The organism is Arthrobacter sp. ov407, from assembly GCF_900102895.1.
Classification (GTDB): domain Bacteria; phylum Actinomycetota; class Actinomycetes; order Actinomycetales; family Micrococcaceae; genus Arthrobacter.
On record NZ_FNGD01000002.1, the window covers coordinates 272,342 to 293,382 of the forward strand.

The following is a 21,041-nucleotide window of genomic DNA, read 5'->3' on the forward strand; positions in this document are numbered from 1 at the left end:
CGGAGGACCCCTATGGCCCTGAGTGCATCCACCACCGTTCCGCACACCGTCGACCGCGTTACCGCGGTTTTCGTCAATGAAGACTTCCTGCGCCACACGAGCGAACTCGTCGGCGGCACCCTGGAATCCTTTGCCCTTGACGGAGATCCCGCCGGCGCGTTTAGCACCACCACCGTGCGGACCATCCCCACCACACGGATGCCCGACATCGCCAGGAAATTTGTCGGCGAAAGCGTGAAGGTGACCCAGCTCGAGGCCTGGGAGGCTCCCGCCGCCGACGGCTCCCGGCAGAGCAAGATCTCCCTCAAGGTTTCCGGCGCACCGCTGGACGTGAACGCTGTCCAGCGCCTCGTGTCCGACGGCGGCAGCACCCGGATCGAGCTCGAGGGCGACGTCACCTCCTCGGTGCCGTTCCTTGGCGGCAAGATCGCCGACGCGGCCGAGCCGATGGTCGGCAAGGCCCTGAACCTGCAGTCCCAGCAGGCCCAGGCCTGGCTCGAAAGCCACTGACGCCGTGGAGGTGCCAGCTTTCCTCGCCGTCGTCCTGATCGTCGCCGGCGTCTGGTCCCTGGTGGTCTGGCCGCCGTTCCTGCGCCGGGTCATGAAGGACCCGCGCGCCCGCGCCGCCGACGGCAAGGCCACCCGCTTCCTGACCCTTCACGTGGTCCTCGTCAGCATCTCCATGCTGCTGGGGGCCGCGACGGCGGCGATCGGCATTGCCGGGCTGGTCAGCTAGGATCAGGCACACCGGCGGCAGTAGCCGCCGGTGTGCCTGCCGCCGCCGGCGCTAGAATCGGCAAAAAGGTGGACCGCTGAAAGGGGACGCCATTGCTACCCCGTCGTGCGGCCATCCTGGGACTGGGCGCGTATGCGCTGGTTCTGGGGCTCATCGCCTTCTGGCCCGTGCCCGTGGACCGGGGCGCATCCTTAATCCTGATGCGGTGGCTGGGGAAACTGCACCGCTGGGGCGTACCCACATGGTTTGACTACGGGGTGGTGGAAGTGGCCTCGAACGTGCTCCTGTTCATCCCCCTCGGTGCCCTGATCGCCGGGATCCTGGGCCTGCGGTTCTGGTGGGGCGCGGTTGCTGCCGGCTTCCTGGTCTCCGTCCTGATCGAGTTCTCCCAGCTTGTCTTCCTCCCGGCGCGCTTGGCCTCAATCGCCGACGTCGCCGCGAACACCTTCGGCGCCATCATCGGCGCCCTCGCCGTCAGCCTGCTCATGGCACGCCGTGAGGCTGTGCGATCCCGGCGTCCACCACGTACGCTGTGAACAGGCCACGACGTGAGGAAATCGGAACTATGCGGATCTCGGTTATCGGTTGCGGTTACTTGGGCGCGGTACATGCTGCATGCATGGCAAAGCTGGGTCACGACGTCGTCGGAATCGACGTCGACGAACACAAGGTGGCACAGCTCTCAGCGGGTCACGCCCCTTTTTACGAACCAGTACTCGACGAGCTTCTGTCCGAACTCGAGGAATCTGGCCGGCTGCGGTTCACCACCGACATGGCGGCCGCCCGCGGCGCGGAGGTCCACTTCATCTGCGTCGGGACCCCGCAGAAGCGTGGCGAGAACGGCGCCGACCTTCGATTCGTCGACGCGGCGGTCGCATCGCTCGCTGAATACCTATCCCCGGGTGATGTCGTTGCAGGAAAGTCCACGGTGCCCGTGGGAACCGCCGCGCGGCTGGCCGAAGTGTTGGCGGAGTCAGAGCCCGGTGCCACCTTGGCCTGGAATCCCGAATTCCTGCGCGAAGGCCACGCCGTGACGGACACCCTGAACCCAGATCGGTTCGTCTACGGCGTGCCGGACGGCAGCGAAGATCATCCCGCGGTGGCCGTCCTCGACCGGGTCTACGACTCTCCCCTCTCGGGCGGGACACCCCGATTGGTGACGGACTACGCCACAGCAGAGCTGGTCAAGACTGCCGCCAACTCGTTCCTGGCCACCAAGATTTCCTTCATCAACGCCATGGCCGAGGTCTGCGAAGCCACGGGGGCCGACGTCACCCGGCTTGCCGATGCCATCGGGCTCGATGAACGGATCGGCAGGAAATTCCTCAACGCGGGCATCGGCTTCGGCGGCGGCTGCCTGCCCAAAGACATCCGCGCCTTCATGGCCCGCGCAGGCGAGCTGGGCGCCGACCAGGCGTTGACCTTCCTGCGGGAAGTGGACGCCATCAATATGAGGCGCCGGACCCGCGTCGTCGAACTCACGCGGGAGCTCTGCGGCGGCACCCTGATGGGGCAAAGGATCGCCGTGCTGGGGGCTGCATTTAAGCCCGAAAGCGACGACGTCCGGGACTCCCCCGCGTTGAGCGCCGCGGCGCAGCTGCAGTTGCAGGGCGCCGTGGTGACGGTCACCGACCCCCAGGCGCTGGCCAACGCCGCCAAACGCTTCCCTGAGCTCCAGTTGGAGCCGGACCTTGAGACGGCGCTGCACAAGGCCGACGCCGTGCTGCTGCTGACCGAGTGGCAGGCGTACCGGGAACTGGACCCGCACGAGGCAAAGGCTCTCGTGTCCGCGCCGCGCATCCTGGACGGCCGCAACGTCCTCGATCCGGCCAAGTGGCGGGCCGCCGGCTGGACCTACAAGGGCCTGGGCCGGCCCTGACGCGGTTCTATGAGGCTGCCGTCAGGCCGCCAGCGCCTGGCCGAGAGCGTCTTCCGCCGCCACCCATGAGAGCATGGCGCACTTGACCCTGGCGGCATAGCGGGACACGCCCTCAAACGCGGCGGCGTCGCCCAGCACCTCCGGATCGGCCGGCACCTTGCCGCGCGAACGCAGCACTTCGCGGAAGCTGTCAATGACGGTGCGGAGCTCCCCGACGCTCATGCCCTCGGCGAGCTCCGTCAGCACGGAGGCCGAGGCCATCGAGATGGAGCAGCCGTCGCCGTCCCAGCGCAGCTCACTGACTTTCCCGCCGGCCACGGACACCCGGACTGTGATCTCGTCGCCGCAGGTCGGATTCAGCTGGTGGGACTGGCCGCTGCTCGCGTCCTCCGGCACGGTCGCGCTGGCCAGGCCGCTGCCGTGCCTGGCCTTGGCGTGTTCCAGGATGATCTGCTGGTAGAGCTGGTCAAGACTCATGGATGTCCGTCCTAGGCTTGGAAGTAGGCACGGACATCGGCGGCCGCGTTCAGGAACGCATCCACATCGTCCGTGGTGTTGTACAGGTACGTGCTGGCGCGCGTCGTGGCCGTCAGCCCGAGCCGGCGGTGCAGCGGCTGGGCGCAGTGGTGGCCGACCCGCACGGCGATGCCCCGGCTGTCCAGGAACTGGCCGACGTCGTGCGCGTGGACGCCGGCGACGTCGAACGCCGCCAGGCCGATCCGTTCCTGCCCCGCCGCGGGACCCAGCACGCGGATTCCGGGGATGGATTCCAGGCCCTGCACCAGGCGCTGGCCGAGTTCGGCTTCCCAGGCATGGATGCGGTCCATCCCGGTTTCGCTGAGGTAGTTCACCGCCGCGGCGAGGGCCACGGCCTGCGAAATGCGCTGCGTTCCGGCCTCGAAGCGTTGCGGGCTTGGCAGGAAACCGGCCCGTTCCATCGTGACGGTGGTGATCATGGAGCCGCCGGTCAGGAACGGAGGCATCGCGTTCAGCAGCTCCGAGCGGCCATAGAGGGCGCCGATTCCAGTGGGGGCCAGCATCTTGTGGCCGGAGAACACCGCGAAGTCGACGTCAAGTGCCTTGACATCCAGGGGCAGGTGCGGCGCGGACTGACACGCGTCGAGGACCACGAGCGCCCCCGCCGACCGGGCCAGGGCGACCAGGGCGGGCACAGGGTTGATGGTGCCCAGGACGTTGGACGCATGGGTGAAGGCCAGGACGCGGGTGCGCGGGCCGATAATGCCGGCGGCGGCATCCATGTCCAAAGCGCCGGCGTCGTCGATAGGGATGAACTTCACGACGGCGCCGGTCCGCGCTGCCAGCTCCTGCCATGGGATCAGGTTGGCGTGGTGTTCCATCTCCGTGACCACGAGTTCGTCGCCCGGGGCCAGGGCGAACCGGGCCGCTTCGGGGGCGGCGCCGGGCAGGGACGCGTTGAGGAAGGAGTACGTGAGCAGGTTCAGGCCCTCCGTGGCGTTGGAGGTCCAAATCAGTTCGTCCCACTCCGCCCCGACGAAGTCCGCCACCGTTTCCCGGGCATTTTCGAACGCCTCGGTGGCCTCAACGGCAAGGTGGTGCGCCCCGCGGTGAACCGCGGAGTTCCGCTGCTCGTAGAATTCCTGCTCGGCCTCAAGCACACTGAGCGGGTTCTGCGAGGTGGCCCCGGAGTCCAGGTAGATGAGCGGTTTGCCGTTGACGTGCTGCTGCAGGATCGGGAAGTCGTTGCGGATCCTCAGGACCTCTTCATTTCCGAGCGCAGTGGCAGAGCGGCGGAGGTGGGCTGGGGTGGCAACCATGGCGGAGACTCCTGGATAGGCGTTCGCTGCGGCGTACACGGGCCGGCAGGGCAGCCGGCAACAGGAAATACGTCACACAGATTCAACCTAATTATCCCACGTTCCCGCAGCGCTCCGGTGCGGTCGCCTTCTTCGAGGTGGACAGCGCATTCGACGTGGACGGCGCATTCGAGGTGGACAGCGCAACTGGCCGTGACGGTGATCATCGACGGCGCTCACGCCGGGTCCGCGTCTCATCGGGGCGCGGACCCGGGGGCGTACCCGTTAAGGGAGCCGGCGGCGGCTGGGGGGAGAGCCTCGGTCTCAGAAGGCTCTGACGCCGCCGGCTCCGACCTTGGCGCACGGCTGCCGGTTGGGGCACCGTACGATTCCAACGAAGGAGTTGGGGTAGGGAGGTTACGGCCCGACCACCTCTAATGGTGGCAGTGGCTGCTTCAGCAGGCAAGAGGGTCTTCGGGACCAACCTTTCCTGCAGATCATGCCGGCCGTCGATTGCCCCTGAAATTTCCTCATTTTGGGACCTCTATTTTGAGACCTTATTTTCAGACCCCATTTTTAAGCCACATATTTTCAGAACTCTGTGACTTGTTCGTGGGACTGACTTAAGTCAATCGCCCGCAGCGGATCTGCACACGAGTAGCGTTTACCCGAATTCTGTGGGCCCGCGTGCCATGGCACTACTTGGGGGTACTCCCGCCGGTCCCCGGGCCACCCGGGCTGTACGCAGCCGCCGCCGCTGCCGCCGGTTAGGGGTGCGGCGTTCAGGGGTGCGGCGTTCAGGGTTCGGCGTTCAGGGTTCGGCGTTCAGGGTTCGGCGTTCAGGGTTCGGCGTTCAGGGAGCCGTGGCCCAGCAGGTCCGCGCGCCGGCCGACGCCAAGTTTGGCGAAGATCCGGGACAGGTGCCCCTCCACAGTCCGTTGCGATACGCACAGCGCCGAGGCAATCTCGGCGTTCGTGGTCCCGCGGGACACAAGTTCCAAGACCTCGGTTTCGCGGCCGGTCAGGGCGGCGCCGTGATCGCTGTGGACGATCTCCAAGTGCGCCGACATGCCGGCCTCCACGAGCCGGTGGTGGACCCGGCGCTGGACCGCGGTGAGCCTCCACCGGTCCGGGTCATCTGCCAGGATCCGCTCGGCCTGCTGGGCGGCTTCAAGGGCCAGGAGCCCATGCCCGCCGCCGAGCGCGTCATCGCTGATACCAATGAGGTCGGCAGCGTCGGACGCCGATACCGCCAGCGCGTACGATTCCAGCAGGCGCGCCTCTGGCCCGTCCACTGCCTGGCTGCTCAGGGCCAGGGCCTCGGCCTCGGCCTCGGAGACGTCACCACTGCGGAACGCGAGCCGCCTGATATCGGTTTCAACGCCCCGGAGGCCCTCGTGCAGTGCTTCGTCCGCCAGCCGTGCGAGGGCCGTTACGCCGCTCCCATCCGGCCCGCCCAAGGGTTCCGCCGCCAGACAATAGGCCTCCGCCAGCAGGCGAAGGGTTTTGGGCTCCCGGTAGACCGAAAGCCGGAAGGCCAGGCAATGCTGGCTGGCCTCATAGTGCCGTCCGACGGCGGCAGCCGCGTAGGCTGCCACCGCGTGCGCAAACGGCAGCAGGTTCAAGGGGTCGGCGATGGTAAGTTCCTCTACGCCCAGCCGCACTTCGGCCAAGCATTCGCGCATCCGGCCCTGGCGCAGCCTCGAGTATCCCCGCATTAGGTGGAGCATGCCGCCGCTGTACAGCAGCCGTCCCGGCTCTCGGGCCGAATAATCGTCGAGGACCCTGCCGAGGCCGTCCCAGTCACCGGCCCGGATCAGGTTCAGGCAGTGGCGCACCACAAGGTCCTCGAAAACCAGGGGCAGCCCCAGGCTCCCGCTGCGGGCACCGTTCCATGCCTCGAAGTCCAGGCGCAGGCCTGCGCGCAGCAGGCCCTGGGCCGTCAGCAGTTCGGCGAGCAGGGAAAGGGCCGGGACGCGGATTTCGGGAGGAGTGCCGGCGGTATCAACCAGTTCCCGCAACCCGGAGTCGACAGCCATGACCCGGCTGTCCCCCGCGCGGCTGAGGAACTCCGCGGCTACCCGGGCAGCGGCGCCCTCATCCCACGGCCCGTCCCACGCTTCGTCCCGTTGTTCGTCCTGCGGGGCACGCCCTGCAGGGGGCGGGGAGGTCACGTAATTCCGGTCCGGCGTGGCGGACCCGAGCCGGGCCGCGAGCAGGGCCGCCAGATAGGACGACCGTCCGGCAGGCACCGGGTGCGCAGACTCCAGGCACGCCGCAGCGGCCCCCCGGCGTCCGGCAATGAAATGGGAATAGGCCAGCTGGACCCGGGCCTCGGAGAGGAACCGGGCGTCCTGGATGGCGCCGGCGGCCCGGGCAGCTGACATAGGATCCAAGGCCGTGTTCGCTGCGACGGCGGCTTGGAGCAGCTGCGCGGGCGGGATCTCCACGCCGCAGTCCAGGGACCAGCGCAGCCGGTTCAGGGCTGCTCCCGGGACCGGAGCACGCTCTGAGGGCAGCGACAGCACGCTCGAACGCAGGGCCGAGCTGCGCCCGGCCGGGACCCGGAGGCGGATAATCTCGCCGACCATCGGGCTCGCGGGCCGGACGAGCCGGTGGTACCCGGCCGAGACCGCGATTATTCCCGCCGTGTCCAGCGCATCGACGGCTTTGGGACCGCTGATCCGCAGGATCTGGGCCAAGGAAAGCGGCCCAGCCAGGGCAACGATCGTGGCTGCGGTCTTTTCCTCCGGCGTCATGGAGCGCAGCTGCCGGTCAACGACGTCGGCGGCAGGAACCCGGGCCATGTCGGGGTTGGCCAACAGGAACCAAACTCCATGCCGGCATCCCAGGGCGCCGGTGCTACGGGCGTACTGGATCAAGGACATCAGCATGAGCGGGTTCCCGTCCGCAGCGTCGTGAAACAGCGCGCTGACCCACGGTGAGACGTCGGCCCGCAGGACCTGCTCGCACAGTTGGTGTGTTCCGGTCCTGCTGAGCGGGGCAAGATCGAGCTTGGCAATAATTCCGTCGTCCCACAGCGACAGGAATTCTTCCGGGATCATCGGCCCGGGCCTACAGGTGGCCAGGATACTGGCAGCGCCGGTGGCCGCGGCCTGCGCGAGTTGCCCGACGGTCCCATGATCGAGGCAATGCGCGTCGTCGACGACGAACAGAGGGCGGTCCGCCTCTGATTTCAGGCTTCCCGCCATTGCCGCCACGACGGCGGCATAGGAGTCCAGTTCCCGGTCGGGAAGCCGGGACAGGTACGGCGCCAAGGCGCCAAAGGGAACGGCGGCCAGGGCCGGGGTGGCTGTCAGCCGAATCAGGTGTTTGCGGGTTCCAAGTTCGCGGAGGGCGGCCTTGACGACGGCGGTCTTGCCGGTCCCTGCCCCGCCGACGACGATCGCGCCTGAGCGAGTGTCGTCGCGCAGGCAACGCACCAGATCCTTGAGGAGTGTTGACCGCTCGATCAGCGGGGCGGTCTCAGCCATGCTTTCCATTGCCGGTACTTCCTGCCGCCCTCTACATTCCCCGCAAAGCTAATCGGGAACCCGCCCGGATTCTGCCGGGGTCAGCCGAGCCGGGCGCTGTCTGCCGGAGTTGAGATGACATCTTTGAGTTCCGATCGGCTGGCGACATGCAGCTTCGAATACACCTGATAGAGGTGCCCCTCCACGGTGCGGACCGATACGTGCATCTGTTCCGCGATCTTGCGGTTCGCCGTCCCGGCGGCGGCCCGGACGGCCACTTCACATTCCCTCGCCGTCAAAGTCGAGGTTGTGAGCGAGTGCAGACCGTTCTTGGGGCTGCCGAACCTGTCATCGAGCGACTGCTGCGCCCGCTGGGCGATCCGCAGTGCGATCCGATTGCCGGCGTCGTTCGCGCAGCTGACCGCCTTCCGGGCCGCATCCCGGGCGAAGACGGCGTTGCCGGACGCGTCGGCGTCCCTGGACGCCCCCAGCAAGAGTTCGCTGTCTGCCTCCCGCATGCCCTCGGCCAGCCGCGAGCACAGGGCCGCGAATTGCCCTGTCACCTGGCCGCCGAGGCTGCCAAGCTTGTGGCCCATCTGGCGGTCTCCCAACCTGGTGGCGGCGGACTGGAAGAGGAGCGCCGGGGCCACAGCCGAGGATTCCAAATCGTTCTCCGCCTCAGCTGCCAGGGCGCGGATGGATGCTGCCCGCTGGCCGAGCTCGGCCTGGGCCGAGAGTTCGAAATAGCGTGTGAGCCGTTCCGCCAGCCAGGCCGCGGGTGGCCGCGGCTGGTCCAGGTCCCCCAGCAGGAGGCCGGCCGTCTCCTCTTCGCCCTGGAGCGCGGCGGCATAGGCACAGGCGGCCGTGGCCAGGCCGGTCAAAGCATCGGGGTCCTGGGCCCGGAGCTGCCATCTGCCGGCCTGCAGCCGGGACAGGGCGTCTTCCAGATGCCCGGCGTGCAGGTCAATGACGCCGTGCCCAATCTCGAACATCCCGCCGAGCCGCGTCTGGGGTTCGACGCCGCCGTAGGTCTCGTCAAGATAGGCGGATGCCTCCCGGAACTTTGCCGAGAGCAGGAGCAGGAGCAGGAACCTGCCCCTAACCTCACGGACCGCCCGGTCCGTGAGGTGCACGTTGGCTGTGGCCGCCAGGACCTGCTTTCCCAGGGCCAGCGCCAACACGACGTTGCCGGTGACGGCCAGGGCCTCGCAGCGCACGCTGGCAGTCACGATGCGCAGTTCGCTGCCCAGGTCCGTGGTGTCCACATGTTCTGTCGCGGCCAGGACATCGGCATAGCGCCCCTGGAATGCGGCGAGCTCGGCCTCGGCCAGGCGCAAATGCTCGCGGGCCTCTCCCACCGCGTGGCTGTGTTTCTCCGGTTCTGCCGCCAGCCGCTCCGCGAGCTCGCGCAGCCGGGCCTTGGGATCGGCTCCCGGGGCCGGGCTGCGCTTTTCCAGCTCTGCCCGCAAGAGCTGCAAGGCCGTCCACTCGGACAGTGGAAGCTCCCTACAGGCGGCGTCATCCAGGGCTTCCAGAACCCGACGCGCGGACTCCGCGTTATTCACCAAAATATGGGCATTGACCGATTCGATGGCCGTCAGGACGGGGCGTTCGCTTCCTTCCGCCTCCTGGATGAACCGCAGGGCCGCCGCGGGGTCGGAGGCGCTGTTCGCGGTGTGAGCCGCGGCCAGGGCCACCTCCGGGCGCACCTGCTCTCCACAGTCCAGCGCCCAGGCGACGCCGGTCGCGCCGCCGGCTTCCAGGGCGTCTGGCTCCTGGAGCACGGCCGTGACCCGGCGTCGGAGTTCGGCGCTGCGGCCGGGCGGGACCACGCTGGCGACAATTCTGGCCGTCACGGGATTGGCGACGCTGACCATCGGCGGATGGTCATGGGTGACCCGGATCATGGCCCGCTCCTGGAGCGCGTCCATGTCCTGTGGGTTGGCGATCAGCATAAGGGTCTGCAGCGGGACCGAGCCTGCAAGCGCCAGCAGTTCAAAGACGTCGCGCTGGCCGGTGCCAAGCCGGTTCAGGCGTGCCTTCACGACGTCCCGGATCTCGCCGGTCAGGGCAATGGGGCCGTTGCCCAGGTACCACACGCCGTCCTGGTGGACCACTGTGCCCAGCTTGATCTGTTCCCGGGCGAGCGAATGCAGGAAGAGGGCGTTGCCCCCGCTCGCGCTCCAAAGCGCCCGGGCTGCGGTCAGGGAGAAACGGCCGCCGTATTCGTGATGCAGCGTAGCTGCGGTCTCGGCGAAGTCGAACGGTTCGAGGTCAACCCGCCGGAGCAGGTCATCCTTCCACAGGCCCATGATGTCGCCGCCGACATGGGGCATGTCCACGCACGCCGCCAGCAAGGTGACATGGGCCCCTGCGCTCAGCTGGGCCACCATCATGCTCGAGAGCTCGTCGAGGTCGTGGGCGTTGTCTACGAAGAGGACGATTCGCCGCCCCTCGGATTTGTTGTGGAGCAGCTGGGTCAGTCCGCGCAGCACCATCAGGGGGTGCTCAAGGTGGGAGGCGTCGAGGTCGTTGAGGAGCACGCTCAGGGCCCCGTAGGGAAGCTTGGAGGAAATGGAGCTGCCCCTGACCTGGACTACCAGGTACTCGTCGCCGAGCTGCTCAAGGGCGCGCTGGGCGATAAAAGACTTGCCATCCCCGTGGTCGCCCACGAGGACTATGCCGCAGCCGGAACCTGACGTCAGGGTTTCAACGACGTCGGCAACGACCTGCTGGCGGGTGAAGGGTTTGTCCTTGTTCCGTCCATGTCCGTTTCTTGGCGCGGGAAAGATGGCTTCTGTCTGACCGCTGCCCGCAGGCAAGCCGGCGTCTTGCTGGAACATATGAGAGACCTTCGCTATCAAAGTGTGAGCGGTGATACCTCAACGGTAGGGACCACGCGTATTTTCGGTATGCGTAAGTAGTACTCGATTACGCAGCGAGTATTCGGCCCGCTCTACGTAGCTGTACTCAGTTGGACCCGCACCGCCGCAAGGCCCAAAGCAAGTAGTCGGAATCCCGTTACACGTGTCCTTGACCGTAGTGTCCCGGAAACCGGCAAATCGGCCTACCGCGGGCCCGGCTGGCCGCCCGGCCGGCTACTTGTCCGCTGGCGTCCGGCTGTTCCGGCTGCTCCTGCGCTAGTGTCCGCCGATACCGGGAAGCTGTTCGCGGCCCTTGACGTTGAGCTTGGCGTAGCTGCGGTAGAGATGGCCTTCAACCGTGCGCACGGACACCTGGAGTTCGGCGGCAATCTGCCGGTCGGTGAGGCCGCGTACAGCGAGCGCCACAATGTCGCGCTCGCGCCGGGTCAGTATGCCGAGCGAGTCATCGCTCTTGGCCGCTTCCTCACCGGGGAGGTCGTCGGCCCGGTCCAGGCACCGCTTCCGCTGGGAGTTCGCCATGCGCTCTCTCAGGGTGTCGCCGGCGGCCCGGTAGGCGTGCGCCGCGGCGTCGTAGGCAAGGGCGGCAAAGGCCCACAGTTCCGCAGCTTCACAGGTTTTCGCGGCCTCAAGGTGGTCTGCCGGGTTGTCCGTGCTGATGGCTGCGGCGTAGGCGCAGATTGCGGCGGGCCGTGGGCCCTCAAGCCCGGCCCGGAGTTCGAGCAGCCTCGGCGCCGAGTCAGTGTCCCCCAGGGCCAGGCAAAAGGCCAGCGCGTCGAGTTCGAGGCCGGGGGTGTCCAGCTCCGGGTCCGGGTGTCCGAGCCGCTTCAGTTCCGCGATGGCGCCCGGGTAGTTCCCGAGCCGCGCTTTCCCATAGACCACGGCCATCGCGGCCAGCGAGCGCATGTACCGCGGCAAAGCCGCGGGGGCGGCCTCGAAGTCGGCGAGGAGAAGCTCCGCCTTCGCCTGGGCACCGACTTCGGCGGCCGCCGCGAAGGCCATGGCCGCCGTGAGGGCGAACAGCTGCTGGGGGTCGGTCAACCGCAGGGCTTCGAGCGCGGCACTCAGGGTGTTCAGGGCTTGGGTCGCCTTGCCTTGATAGAGCAGGATGACGCCGTGGGCCGCATGGACTCCCCCGCCGAAGGAAATCAGGCTGGGCCCGGATCCGGCGACAAAGCTGGTCAGGAGCGTTTCCGCCCCCTGCCAGTCCCCGGAGTGGATTGCGGCGGCGGCGGAACGGACCACCAGGAAGTCAGTGAGGAAGTACAGCTCATCGTGATCGGCTCCGGCGGCCTCGATTGCCCGGGACATCACGGCGACGGCGCTCAGTCCCTTGCCGCCGGCGAGGAGCCGCTCCGCGTCGAGGCAGAGCCGGAACACCTTTTCGAGAGTGTTCGCCGCCGGCCGGGGAGCGGCGCCCGCCACCTCCGCAGCCGGGGCGTCCGCCGTGGCGGGGGCCGCCGCGTACTCGCCTGCCAGCGCCAGGACCATGGCTTCCATGGTGTCCAGCCGCGCCGTTGTGGCACGCTGAATGGCTTCGGCGTCGTCCGGCCGGGCCGCGGCGAGGCGTTCGGCGGCACGTTGGAGCACCTGCGCCCGTTTCATGATCTCTGCCGGCGTGTGGCCCAACGCTGACATGACGGCGGCCCACAGGAGCGATCCGGCCAAGAGGCCGGGGACGCTGTTGCCCTCGCCGAAATCGGCGTCGAGGATGTCCCGCGCCGCTAGGTAGTCGGAGGCGTTGTAGCGGGTCCGTGCTATCACGGCACGGGCCGCCATCTGCAGTTCCGGATCCTTGACAAGGGCCGCAGCTTTCCGGGCGAGCTCATCCTCGAAGAGCCGGCTGGCCAGCACGGCCGCGCGAAGGAGCTGCCGGTCCTCGACTTCCGCACCGCATTCGATCGACCAGCTGACGTGGCGCAGCAGACCTTCGGCCGACGTCGGCTCGCTGTCCATCTTGCGCAGCAGGCTCTGCCGAAGTTGCAGGCTCCTCGCCGGCGAGATCAGGTTCCGCAAGGTGTCGCCGTACACGGTATGCCACAGCCGCAGTTCTCCGGTTGCGCGGTCCGTCACGCGGATCAGTTCACTGTCGATCAGCGATCCCACGGCCTCTTCGCCGGCCACAGACTCGATCAGGTCCCTGGACACGGGTTCAGCCAGCGCCACCAGATTCAGGGCCTGCCGTTCTTCCGGCGAGCGCAGCATCAGCTGACGGCGCACGACGTCGGTCAGCCGTTCGCCGTGGCTGTTGAGGTGCCGGGTAAACAGCCAGACACCGTTGCGCCGGAGCAGCGTCCCGTCGTTCTTGGCGTCGTCGAGCAGCCCGTTGAGGAGCATCGGGTTGCCGCCGGAGGCCTCCCAGAGGATCTCGGCGACGTTCGGCAGCACTTGGGAGCCGAGCTCGCCCTCCAGCATCTCTGTGGTTTGCGGGAGGGTGAGTGGGCGCAGGTCGTGCCGTTCGGCGATGCCTTCAAACCACAGCTGCAGGAGCGGTTCCGGCAGTCCGGGCCGGGCGGCCGCACCCACGAGCAGTTTCGCCCAGCCGGCCGCAGCCAGTTCCGCCAGGATACCGGCCGTCGCCTCGTCGAGGTCGTGGGCGTCGTCGACGACGAGCAGCAGAGGCTTCTGGGTGGCACGCTTCTGCTCCTCCAGGTGCGCCCACAGCGTTCTCAACACGGCCAGCTGCGACGTTGCTTCCTGGACCGGCAGTCCGACGATAAAGGGGCCGAGGACACCGTACGGCACCTTGGTCAGCGACGCGCTGCCATGGATCGGCACCGGCGTCACCTCGGCGCCCAGCTCCGCCACAACGGCTTCGATGAGTCTGGATTTGCCCATCCCGCTGTCGCCGAGGACGAATACGGCCACATGGCTGCCGCCTTGAAGGGCCTCGACTGCCGACAACAAATCTTCCGACCTCCCGGTCAAGGCGCGGGTCGGCGCCGTGCCGGGGTTTCCGGCCGGACCCTTAGATGAGTCCAAGGAGATCACTTCGCGAAGAAACGCCGAGCTTCGTGAACACCTGGTACAGGTGGCCCTCCACAGTTCTGACGGAAATGCCCACTTCCAGGGCGATGTCCTTGTTGGAGACCCCGTTCCCGGCAAGGGTGGCGATCTGCCGCTCGCGCTCCGTAAGCAGCGGGCCCTTATTGCGGGGGATGATGGGCAGCGCCGGAACGGATTCCGAGAGGCTCTCGAGCATGCTGTACGCGGCGTTGGCGCTGGCGGTCAGCCCGGCGCCCTTCGCGAAATCGAACGCGAGTGCCGCGCACCTGGCCTGGACAGCGTCCAGTTCGAGGGCCGCGGCCTGCTCGGCGGCTTCGAGCATGATCGCTGCGTCCTTCTTCCGGCTGCCGACGGCGACCGTTCGGGACAGCTCGGCAAGCGGCCCCTGCCGCAGCCCGGCGATTTCCTCCATGAAAAGAAAGTCCTTGACGGTTCCGTTGACAGTGGCTCCGAGCATGCAGATGCCGGCCAGGGTGTGGCGGCCCTTCCGAAAATGTGCCTCCGCCGACCGTACCAGCCGGTTCTTCGCCTCGGGGTCACCGAGCCACCGCGAGGCCATGTCCAGGCAGAACTCCGTGGAAGTGCCGACAGTGAAGCGGGCCGGGCCGTCAGCCGAACGGGCCCGGTCCAGGTAGATCGTGGCCTGGACCGAGTTGCCGGTCTGGGCGTAGGCAAACGCGGTGGCGGCATAGGCCTGGCGCAGGGACTGCAGGCTCGCCCGGACCTCCAGCTGGGCGATCGCGGCCAGCAGCGGGTCCAGTGCCATGTAGCCGCGGCCGGCATAAACGTAGGCGAGCCCGACCGCGAGGTCGGTGGCGGCGCTGCCGGAATGCAGCCCGTGCCCTGCCCGGCCGCTGGCGTCCTTGAGCATGTCGATGGCCTGGCGCCACAGGCCGGAGACGAGCAGCACGTTGAAGGAGCGCCAGGCGAAGTTTTCGCGGATGCGCGGCACGTTGGACCACTCGCCCAACTGTCCGCCGATTTCCCGCATGAGTTTGCGGGCATCGAGTTCGTGACCCGTGAGGGACCAGGCCTCCATCAGGATGATGGCCGACCTGAGCCGGTGCACGGGGTCTGCGCCCGGGACGTCTGTGGTGGCCGCGGTGGTGAGCCGCTCCATCATGGGCTCGAAATCACCGATAAAGGAGAAGTAGTTGAACTCGCAGAGATCCAGGCACAGCGCCGCCCGGGCAAGTGCCGCAGGGGCGGCGGCCGGCCCGTCCAGGCTCAGGTCTTGGAGCCGGGCCCTGGCCTGCCGGAGCAGCTCGGGAACCTGGCCGGAGCGGTCCTCAAGCCAGGTCATGCAGTCAGCTTTCGCCGCAACGAATTCGGCAAAGTTTTCTGCCGCGAGATCGTTGACATGCTGTTCGGAGACATCGTCCAGCGCGGACATGGCCTGCAGCGGCAGGCCGAGCTGAAGGTAGGCCGCCGCTTTTTGGAGCTGTCCCTCGGCCCACTCAGGGTCTGAGGGAGACAGGCTGCCGGCGCATTTGAGGGCAAACTTCGGGTCGAAGAGCCTGACGGCGGCGCTGGCAGCGGCCACAGCGTGGGCGGGTGCGAGCTGGGCGTTGCAGTCATGGGTCCACGCCGCGTAGGCCAGCAGGTCCTCGACTGTCAGCTCATCCAGCTCATGTTTCTGGTGCCCGGGGACCTTGTCCCGGAGCTCCAGCCGGCGCTCCACGCTAAGCCAGTTGCGGACGATGTCGCCGAGGTAGCGGTCGCCCAGCGTGACGAGGTGCCGGTCCGTGCGGTCAACGACGATCTGGCCCGCTTCTTCCATGTCCGCGATAACACCGGGGCTGTACATCCTGGCAAGCCGGGACAGGGGCAGCGTCCGGGCGCATGAGAGGACGTCGATGACCTCCCGGGCCTCGGGCGTTTCCCTGGCATACCTGGCCCGGACAATATCCTCCAGCGCCGTCCGGCCATCCAGCACCACCTCATCGACGAGTGTCCACACCGATCCAGACAGGACAAGGTTCCCGCGTTCGATTTGTTCGGAGACGACGGCCTGCAGGAGCGTGGGGCTGCCGCCGACCAACTGGTGCAGCTGGCTTGCCAGGGCGGTCGAGACCCGATGGCCCAAGGCTGACTGCAGGACCTCTAGTGTTTCGAGTTCGGTGAGGTTGGCGAGCCGGACCTCGGCAAGCTGGCCCGAGGTGATGAGCCAATAGAAGTCCGGCGGAAGGTCGGTCGTGCGCTGGGCCGTTGCGATCAGCCGGGCGGTCCGGGTCTGCAGGAGGTTCAGCAGGACCCCGGTACTGAGTTCGTCGAGGGACCCGGCGTTGTCGAGCAGGATCACGCACTGGCGGCCGGCGGCGTCGTCGCGGATCAGCGAGGTAATGCCGTGCAGGATGGCGGTCGGGGAGCCCAGGGAGCTCTGCGGGAGCCGCGCGAGGGTGAAGGCGAGGCAACCGTACGGGGTTGCCGAACCCGGCCCCGAGCTGCGGAGCTGGATGGTGTACACCTCGGGGCCGAATTCCGCGAGGGCTGTCCGGCCGACAAGCGTCTTGCCCACTCCGCGGTCGCCCGTGATGACAACGCCCATCCGGTCCTGCGCCAGCAGTTCCTTGCGGACACGCTCGGCATCACCGTGCCGCGCCAAACCGGACCAGCCGTGCCTCGCGACCGGACCGGCAGCATGTTCTTCTTCGGCGGGTGCCAATGTAGTGGAAACATTCCCCCAGCCCAGCGAATCCCTCGACATGTAGTTTCCTTCGTACCGCTTTGCAGACAGCAACCCCGGACTGCCCACTTAGAAGTAGCGTATCCCTATCCCCCGACAGGAGAGTAGACAGATCATAGCCGGAATGCCGAAAGCTTGAAAAGGAAACACGTAATGCGGATGCAACTCAACCGCCCGGTGCCTGCCGCGGAGCCGGGACCACGGCGTTTAAGGGCGCTTTGGCCGCGTTGACGTAAGGCGGCGTTTTACTGGCCCTTGGCTTACTGGGCCTTGGCCGGGTGGAACTTTTGTTGGGCGGCGGACAGACCGTCCCTGACCAGGACTTCGACGGCGTCGGCCGCTGAATCGATGAGGAAGGGCAGTTCCTTCTTCTCCGGCGCGGAAAAATCGCGCAGGACGAAGTCCGCAGTCTCCATCCGGCCGGGCGGACGCCCGACGCCCACCCGCACGCGCAGGTAGTCCTTGGTGGCCAGGGCCTTGGAGATGTCCCTCAGTCCGTTGTGGCCGCCTTCGCCGCCGCCGATCTTGAGCCGCACGGTGTCGAAGGGGATGTCGATCTCGTCATGGACGGCAATGACATGGGCGGGGTCGATGCCGTAGAACTGGGCCAGGGCCGAGACGGGGCCACCGGAGACGTTCATGTAAGACAGCGGCTTGGCCAGCACGATCCGGGGCCCGCCGATGCCCAGACGCCCTTCCAGGACCTGGGCGCGCGACTTGTGCGACTTGAAGCCGCCGCCGACGCGCGAGGCGAGTTCGTCCAGGACCATCTGGCCGACGTTGTGCCGGTTGTGGCTGTACTCGGATCCGGGGTTGCCAAGGCCTACGATCAGCCAGGTGTCGGTCATGGATCAGTCCTTCGGTGGGACGCGGCAGGGTGGGACGACATCAGAGACGACGGCGGCCGGGCCCCTGAGGGACCCGGCCACCGGCAAATCGCAAGAATTACTCGGCTGCGACCGAGGAACCTTCGGTGGTTTCAGCCGAAGCCTCTTCCTCGGAGACCTCGGTGGCCTCGGAGATGTGAACGACGAGAGCCTCGGCGTCGGCCAGCAGGACGGAGCCCTTCGGCAGGACGAGGTCGGAAGCGTGGATGTGCTCGCCGGCGGTGCGGCCCTCAATGCTGACCTCGATGGCGGTCGGCAGGTGGGTTGCCTCGGCCTCAAGGGAGACGGTGGTCATTTCCTGGTTGTAGACGTTGCCCGGAGCCAGTTCGCCGTTCAGGTGGACGGGGACGTCAACGGTGACCTTCTCGCCGGTGCGAACGGTCAGCAGGTCGAGGTGCTCGATGATCTGCTTGATCGGGTTGCGCTGGATGTCCTTGACGAGGGCCAGGTGCTGTTCGCCGTTGATGTCCAGGGTCAGCAGGGCGTTGGCCTTGCGGACGGCCAGGGTGGTGGCCTTCGCCGGCAGGGTGATGTGGATCGGCTCGGCGCCGTGGCCGTAGATGACGGCCGGGATCAGGTTGGCCATGCGGGCGCGGCGGGCGAAACCCTTGCCGAATTCGGTGCGGACTTCTGCTGCGAGCTTCTGCTCAGACATGGATATCTCCTCGTGGGATTTCAAGCTGTGGGACTAAACGGTATTCAGCAAGGGCGGAGGTCTGTTTGCGACCTTCAACGCCGGGCTGCCGTGCAGCTGCCCTTCCGAAGGAGATTCAGACCCAGTCGATAACGGAGACCAGCAACCGGTTGCCGATTAATTTTCATTAATACGGATTACCGGCGCTCTCCCTCGCCAAGGTTTCGGTACAAGGCTACCAGCGGCGGGCCCGGATTCTAAATTCGGGCCCGCCGCGGGCCGGATCAGGCCTGGCCGTCGAACAGGCTGGTGACGGAGCCGTCGTCGAACACTTCACGGATGGCGCGGGCGATCAGCGGTGCGATGGACAGCACAGTCAGCTGCGGGAAGCGCTTGTCGGCGGTGATCGGCAGCGTGTTGGTGACCACTACTTCGCGGGCGCCGGACTCGGACAGCCGGCGGGCTGCCGGGTCGGAGAACACGGCGTGGGTCGCGGCGATGATGACATCCTTGGCGCCGGCGTTCTTGAGCACCTGGACGGCGCCGGAGATGGTTCCGCCGGTATCGATCATGTCGTCGATCAGGACACAGGTGCGGCCTTCGATCTGGCCCACGACCGTCTTGGAGACGGCCTGGTTGGGCACGGTGAGGTCCCGGCTCTTGTGCACGAAGGCCAGCGGCGCGCCGCCGAGGCGCTCGGCCCACTGCTCGGCGACGCGGACGCGGCCGGTGTCCGGCGAGACGACCGTGACCTTGTCCGAGCCGACGCGGGTGCGGATGTAGTCGGCCAGGAGCGGGATGGCCATGAGGTGGTCCACGGGGCCGTCGAAGAAGCCCTGGATCTGGGAAGTGTGCAGGTCGACGCTCATGATGCGGTCGGCGCCGGCGGTCTTGTACAGATCGGCGACGAGGCGGGCCGAGATCGGCTCGCGGCCGCGGCCCTTCTTGTCCTGCCGGGCGTAGGGGTAGAACGGGGACACGACGGTGATGCGCTTGGCGGAGGCCCGCTTGAGCGAATCGATCATGATCAGCTGTTCCATGAGCCAGTTGTTCAGCGGGGCCGGGTGGGCCTGGATCACGAAGGCGTCGGTGCCTCGGACGCTCTCGCCGGCCCGCACGTAGATCTCGCCGTTGGCGAAGTCGTAGGCGTCCAGGGGCAGCAGTTCGGTGCCCAGCTCCTTCGCGATCTCCTTGGCCAGCTCAGGGTGCGCGCGCCCCGCGGCGAGCACCAGCTTCTTCTCGCCGTGTGCCGTAATTTCGCTCATGATTGCTAGCCCTCTTCTGTTGGTGCCGGAGTAGTGGAGGATGTTGGGGCGACGCTGGGGGCGCCTGTATCGACCGCGCCGGCGGACTCGGCCAGGGCGGACTGGGCCAGGGCGGCGGAGGCGGAGCCGGGGCGGTTGGCCGCAACCCAGCCTTCGGAGTTCCGCTGCTTGGCCAGGGTGACGGCCAGGGCGCCGGCCGGGACGTCCTGGCGGATGATCGCGCCGGCCCCGCTGTAGGCGCCGTCGCCCACGCGGACGGGAGCGACGAACACGGTATTGGAACCGGTGCGCACGCCCGAGCCGATCACGGTGCGGTGCTTCTTTTCGCCGTCGTAGTTGGCGGTGATGTTGCCGCAGCCGATGTTGGTGTCCTCGCCGATTTCCGCGTCGCCGGCGTAGCCGAGGTGGGACAGCTTGGAGCCGCGGCCGATCGTGACGTTCTTGGTTTCGTAGAACGCACCGATCTTGCCGGTCTCGCCCAGGACGGTGCCGGGGCGCAGGTAGGTGAAGGGGCCCACGCTGGCGCGCGCACCGATCGTGGAGCCGGAGCCGTGGGTGCGGATCACCTTCGCGCCCGCCCCCACGGCGACGTCGGTCAGTGTGGTGTCCGGGCCCACGACGGCGTCGCGCGCCACGGTGGTGGCGCCGTGCAGCTGCGTGTTGGGCAGGAGGCGGACGTCCTCGTCGAGCGTCACCGTGGCGTCGATCCACGTGGTGGCGGGATCCACGACGGTCACGCCGGCGCGCATCCAGGCTTCGACGGTGCGGCGGTTGTGTTCGGCTCCGAGCACCGAGAGCTGGACGCGGTCGTTGACGCCCTCCACCTGCCAGCGGTCCTCGGTCACGACGGCGGCGACGCGGCCGCCCGCGGCGCGGGCCAGGGCCAGGACATCGGTGAGGTACTTTTCGCCCTGGGCGTTGTCCGTGGTGACGTGGACCAGCGCGTCGCGCAGCACGGCGGCGTCGAAGGCGTAGATGCCGGAGTTGACCTCACGGATTTCGCGTTCGGCGCTGGTGGCGTCCTTGTGCTCGCGGATTCCCGTGACGGTCCCGTCGTCGGCACGGAGAATGCGACCGTAGCCGGTGGCGTCGTCGAGCACGGCGGTGAGGACAGTGACGGCGTTGCCCTCGGCCTCGTGAGTGGCGACGAGCTCGGCGAGGAGGCCGCCGGTGAGCAGGGGGACGTCGCCATAAGTGACAACGACTGTTCCGCTCAGCGGACCTTCAGCGTCGAGGGCTTCCAATGCGGCTTCGACCGCGCGGCCGGTGCCGGGCACGTCATCCTGGTCCACGATCAGGGCTTGCGGATCGAGGGCGGTGACGTGGGCGGCCACGAGGTCGCGTTCATGCCGGACCACGAGGGCCAGTTCGCGGGGGTCGATACTGCGGGCCGCCTGGAGCGCGTGGCCGACCAGGGAGCGGCCGCCGATCTCATGGAGAATTTTTGGGGTACGGGATTTCATCCGGGTACCGGCCCCTGCAGCTAGGACAATCACGGCGGCTGGGCCAGTGTTCTCGGGGCTCACGTATTGGCTCTCCTTGCTAGGTTGCGCAGTGTCTCTCGCCAGTTCCGCCCATAGGACTCGAACCTATACTCCACGGCTCCAAAGGCCGGGGTGCTGCCATTACACCAGAGCGGACCGTGCCGGGCTTGACCTGTGGCACGAGAACCAATTCTGCCACGAAGGTTGATGCTCGTGCGACTCAGCGCCGCGAGAAGGGCTGCGGGCCGGCGCGGCCGGACGGTAGGGCGGCGGGTGGGGCCGGTGGGGCGCGTGGGGCCGAGCGGTAGGGAGCGGGGCGGTGCGGTGGCGGGCC

The 21,041-nt window shown here is 67.6% G+C and carries 14 protein-coding genes and 1 tRNA gene; 4 read left to right on the forward strand and 11 right to left on the reverse strand.

Going from position 1 to position 21,041, the window contains the following annotated elements; translation table 11 throughout:
• Positions 1–12 precede the first annotated feature (12 nt).
• From BLS42_RS04010 to BLS42_RS04025, 4 genes are all read left to right on the forward strand, one after another.
• Positions 13–510 (forward strand): DUF2505 domain-containing protein, encoded by a 498-nt coding sequence (locus BLS42_RS04010; RefSeq protein WP_090576784.1) that lies wholly within the window; start codon positions 13–15, stop codon positions 508–510.
• 4 nt (positions 511–514) lie between these two features.
• The gene (locus BLS42_RS04015; RefSeq protein ID WP_090576787.1) at positions 515–736 is read left to right on the forward strand and encodes an SCO4848 family membrane protein; all 222 of its coding nucleotides are present in this window, start codon (positions 515–517) and stop codon (positions 734–736) included.
• 92 nt (positions 737–828) lie between these two features.
• Entirely contained in the window at positions 829–1,272 is a 444-nt protein-coding gene (locus BLS42_RS04020; protein WP_090576790.1) for a VanZ family protein, read from the forward strand.
• A gap of 29 nt (positions 1,273–1,301) precedes the next feature.
• Entirely contained in the window at positions 1,302–2,615 is a 1,314-nt protein-coding gene (locus BLS42_RS04025) for a UDP-glucose dehydrogenase family protein (protein WP_090576793.1), read from the forward strand.
• A 21-nt stretch (positions 2,616–2,636) separates the two neighbouring features.
• On the opposite strand, the gene sufU is transcribed toward BLS42_RS04025, so the two are convergent.
• The 11 genes from sufU to BLS42_RS04080 all read right to left on the reverse strand — a co-directional run bounded on the left by sufU (position 2,637) and on the right by BLS42_RS04080 (position 20,863).
• Positions 2,637–3,092 (reverse strand): Fe-S cluster assembly sulfur transfer protein SufU, encoded by a 456-nt coding sequence (gene sufU / locus BLS42_RS04030; protein ID WP_090576796.1) that lies wholly within the window; start codon positions 3,090–3,092, stop codon positions 2,637–2,639.
• Between the two features lie 11 nt (positions 3,093–3,103).
• Complete coding sequence (locus BLS42_RS04035) at positions 3,104–4,411, reverse strand: cysteine desulfurase (protein WP_090576799.1); 1,308 nt, start codon at positions 4,409–4,411, stop codon at positions 3,104–3,106.
• 818 nt (positions 4,412–5,229) lie between these two features.
• A complete protein-coding gene (locus tag BLS42_RS04040) occupies positions 5,230–7,884 on the reverse strand; it encodes a LuxR C-terminal-related transcriptional regulator (RefSeq protein ID WP_176803157.1) in 2,655 nt (884 codons plus the stop codon).
• Between the two features lie 80 nt (positions 7,885–7,964).
• On the reverse strand, positions 7,965–10,706 hold the full coding sequence (locus BLS42_RS04045; RefSeq protein WP_090576807.1) for a helix-turn-helix transcriptional regulator: 2,742 nt from the start codon (positions 10,704–10,706) through the stop codon (positions 7,965–7,967).
• A 297-nt stretch (positions 10,707–11,003) separates the two neighbouring features.
• Entirely contained in the window at positions 11,004–13,736 is a 2,733-nt protein-coding gene (locus tag BLS42_RS04050; RefSeq protein ID WP_371129507.1) for a LuxR C-terminal-related transcriptional regulator, read from the reverse strand.
• Positions 13,714–16,458, reverse strand: coding sequence for a helix-turn-helix transcriptional regulator (locus BLS42_RS04055; protein ID WP_090576814.1), 2,745 nt, complete (start codon positions 16,456–16,458; stop codon positions 13,714–13,716). Before BLS42_RS04055 ends, BLS42_RS04050 begins: the two co-directional genes overlap by 23 nt.
• Positions 16,459–16,697: 239 nt before the next feature.
• On the reverse strand, positions 16,698–17,285 hold the full coding sequence (pth, locus tag BLS42_RS04060) for an aminoacyl-tRNA hydrolase (RefSeq protein ID WP_090576817.1): 588 nt from the start codon (positions 17,283–17,285) through the stop codon (positions 16,698–16,700).
• Between the two features lie 97 nt (positions 17,286–17,382).
• The gene (locus BLS42_RS04065; protein ID WP_090576821.1) at positions 17,383–17,979 is read right to left on the reverse strand and encodes a 50S ribosomal protein L25/general stress protein Ctc; all 597 of its coding nucleotides are present in this window, start codon (positions 17,977–17,979) and stop codon (positions 17,383–17,385) included.
• Positions 17,980–18,242: 263 nt separating this feature from the next.
• Complete coding sequence (locus BLS42_RS04070; protein ID WP_018774662.1) at positions 18,243–19,223, reverse strand: ribose-phosphate diphosphokinase; 981 nt, start codon at positions 19,221–19,223, stop codon at positions 18,243–18,245.
• A 5-nt stretch (positions 19,224–19,228) separates the two neighbouring features.
• Entirely contained in the window at positions 19,229–20,749 is a 1,521-nt protein-coding gene (glmU, locus tag BLS42_RS04075; protein WP_090576824.1) for a bifunctional UDP-N-acetylglucosamine diphosphorylase/glucosamine-1-phosphate N-acetyltransferase GlmU, read from the reverse strand.
• A 42-nt stretch (positions 20,750–20,791) separates the two neighbouring features.
• A tRNA-Gln gene (locus BLS42_RS04080) sits at positions 20,792–20,863 on the reverse strand.
• Between the last annotated feature and the right edge of the window lie 178 nt (positions 20,864–21,041).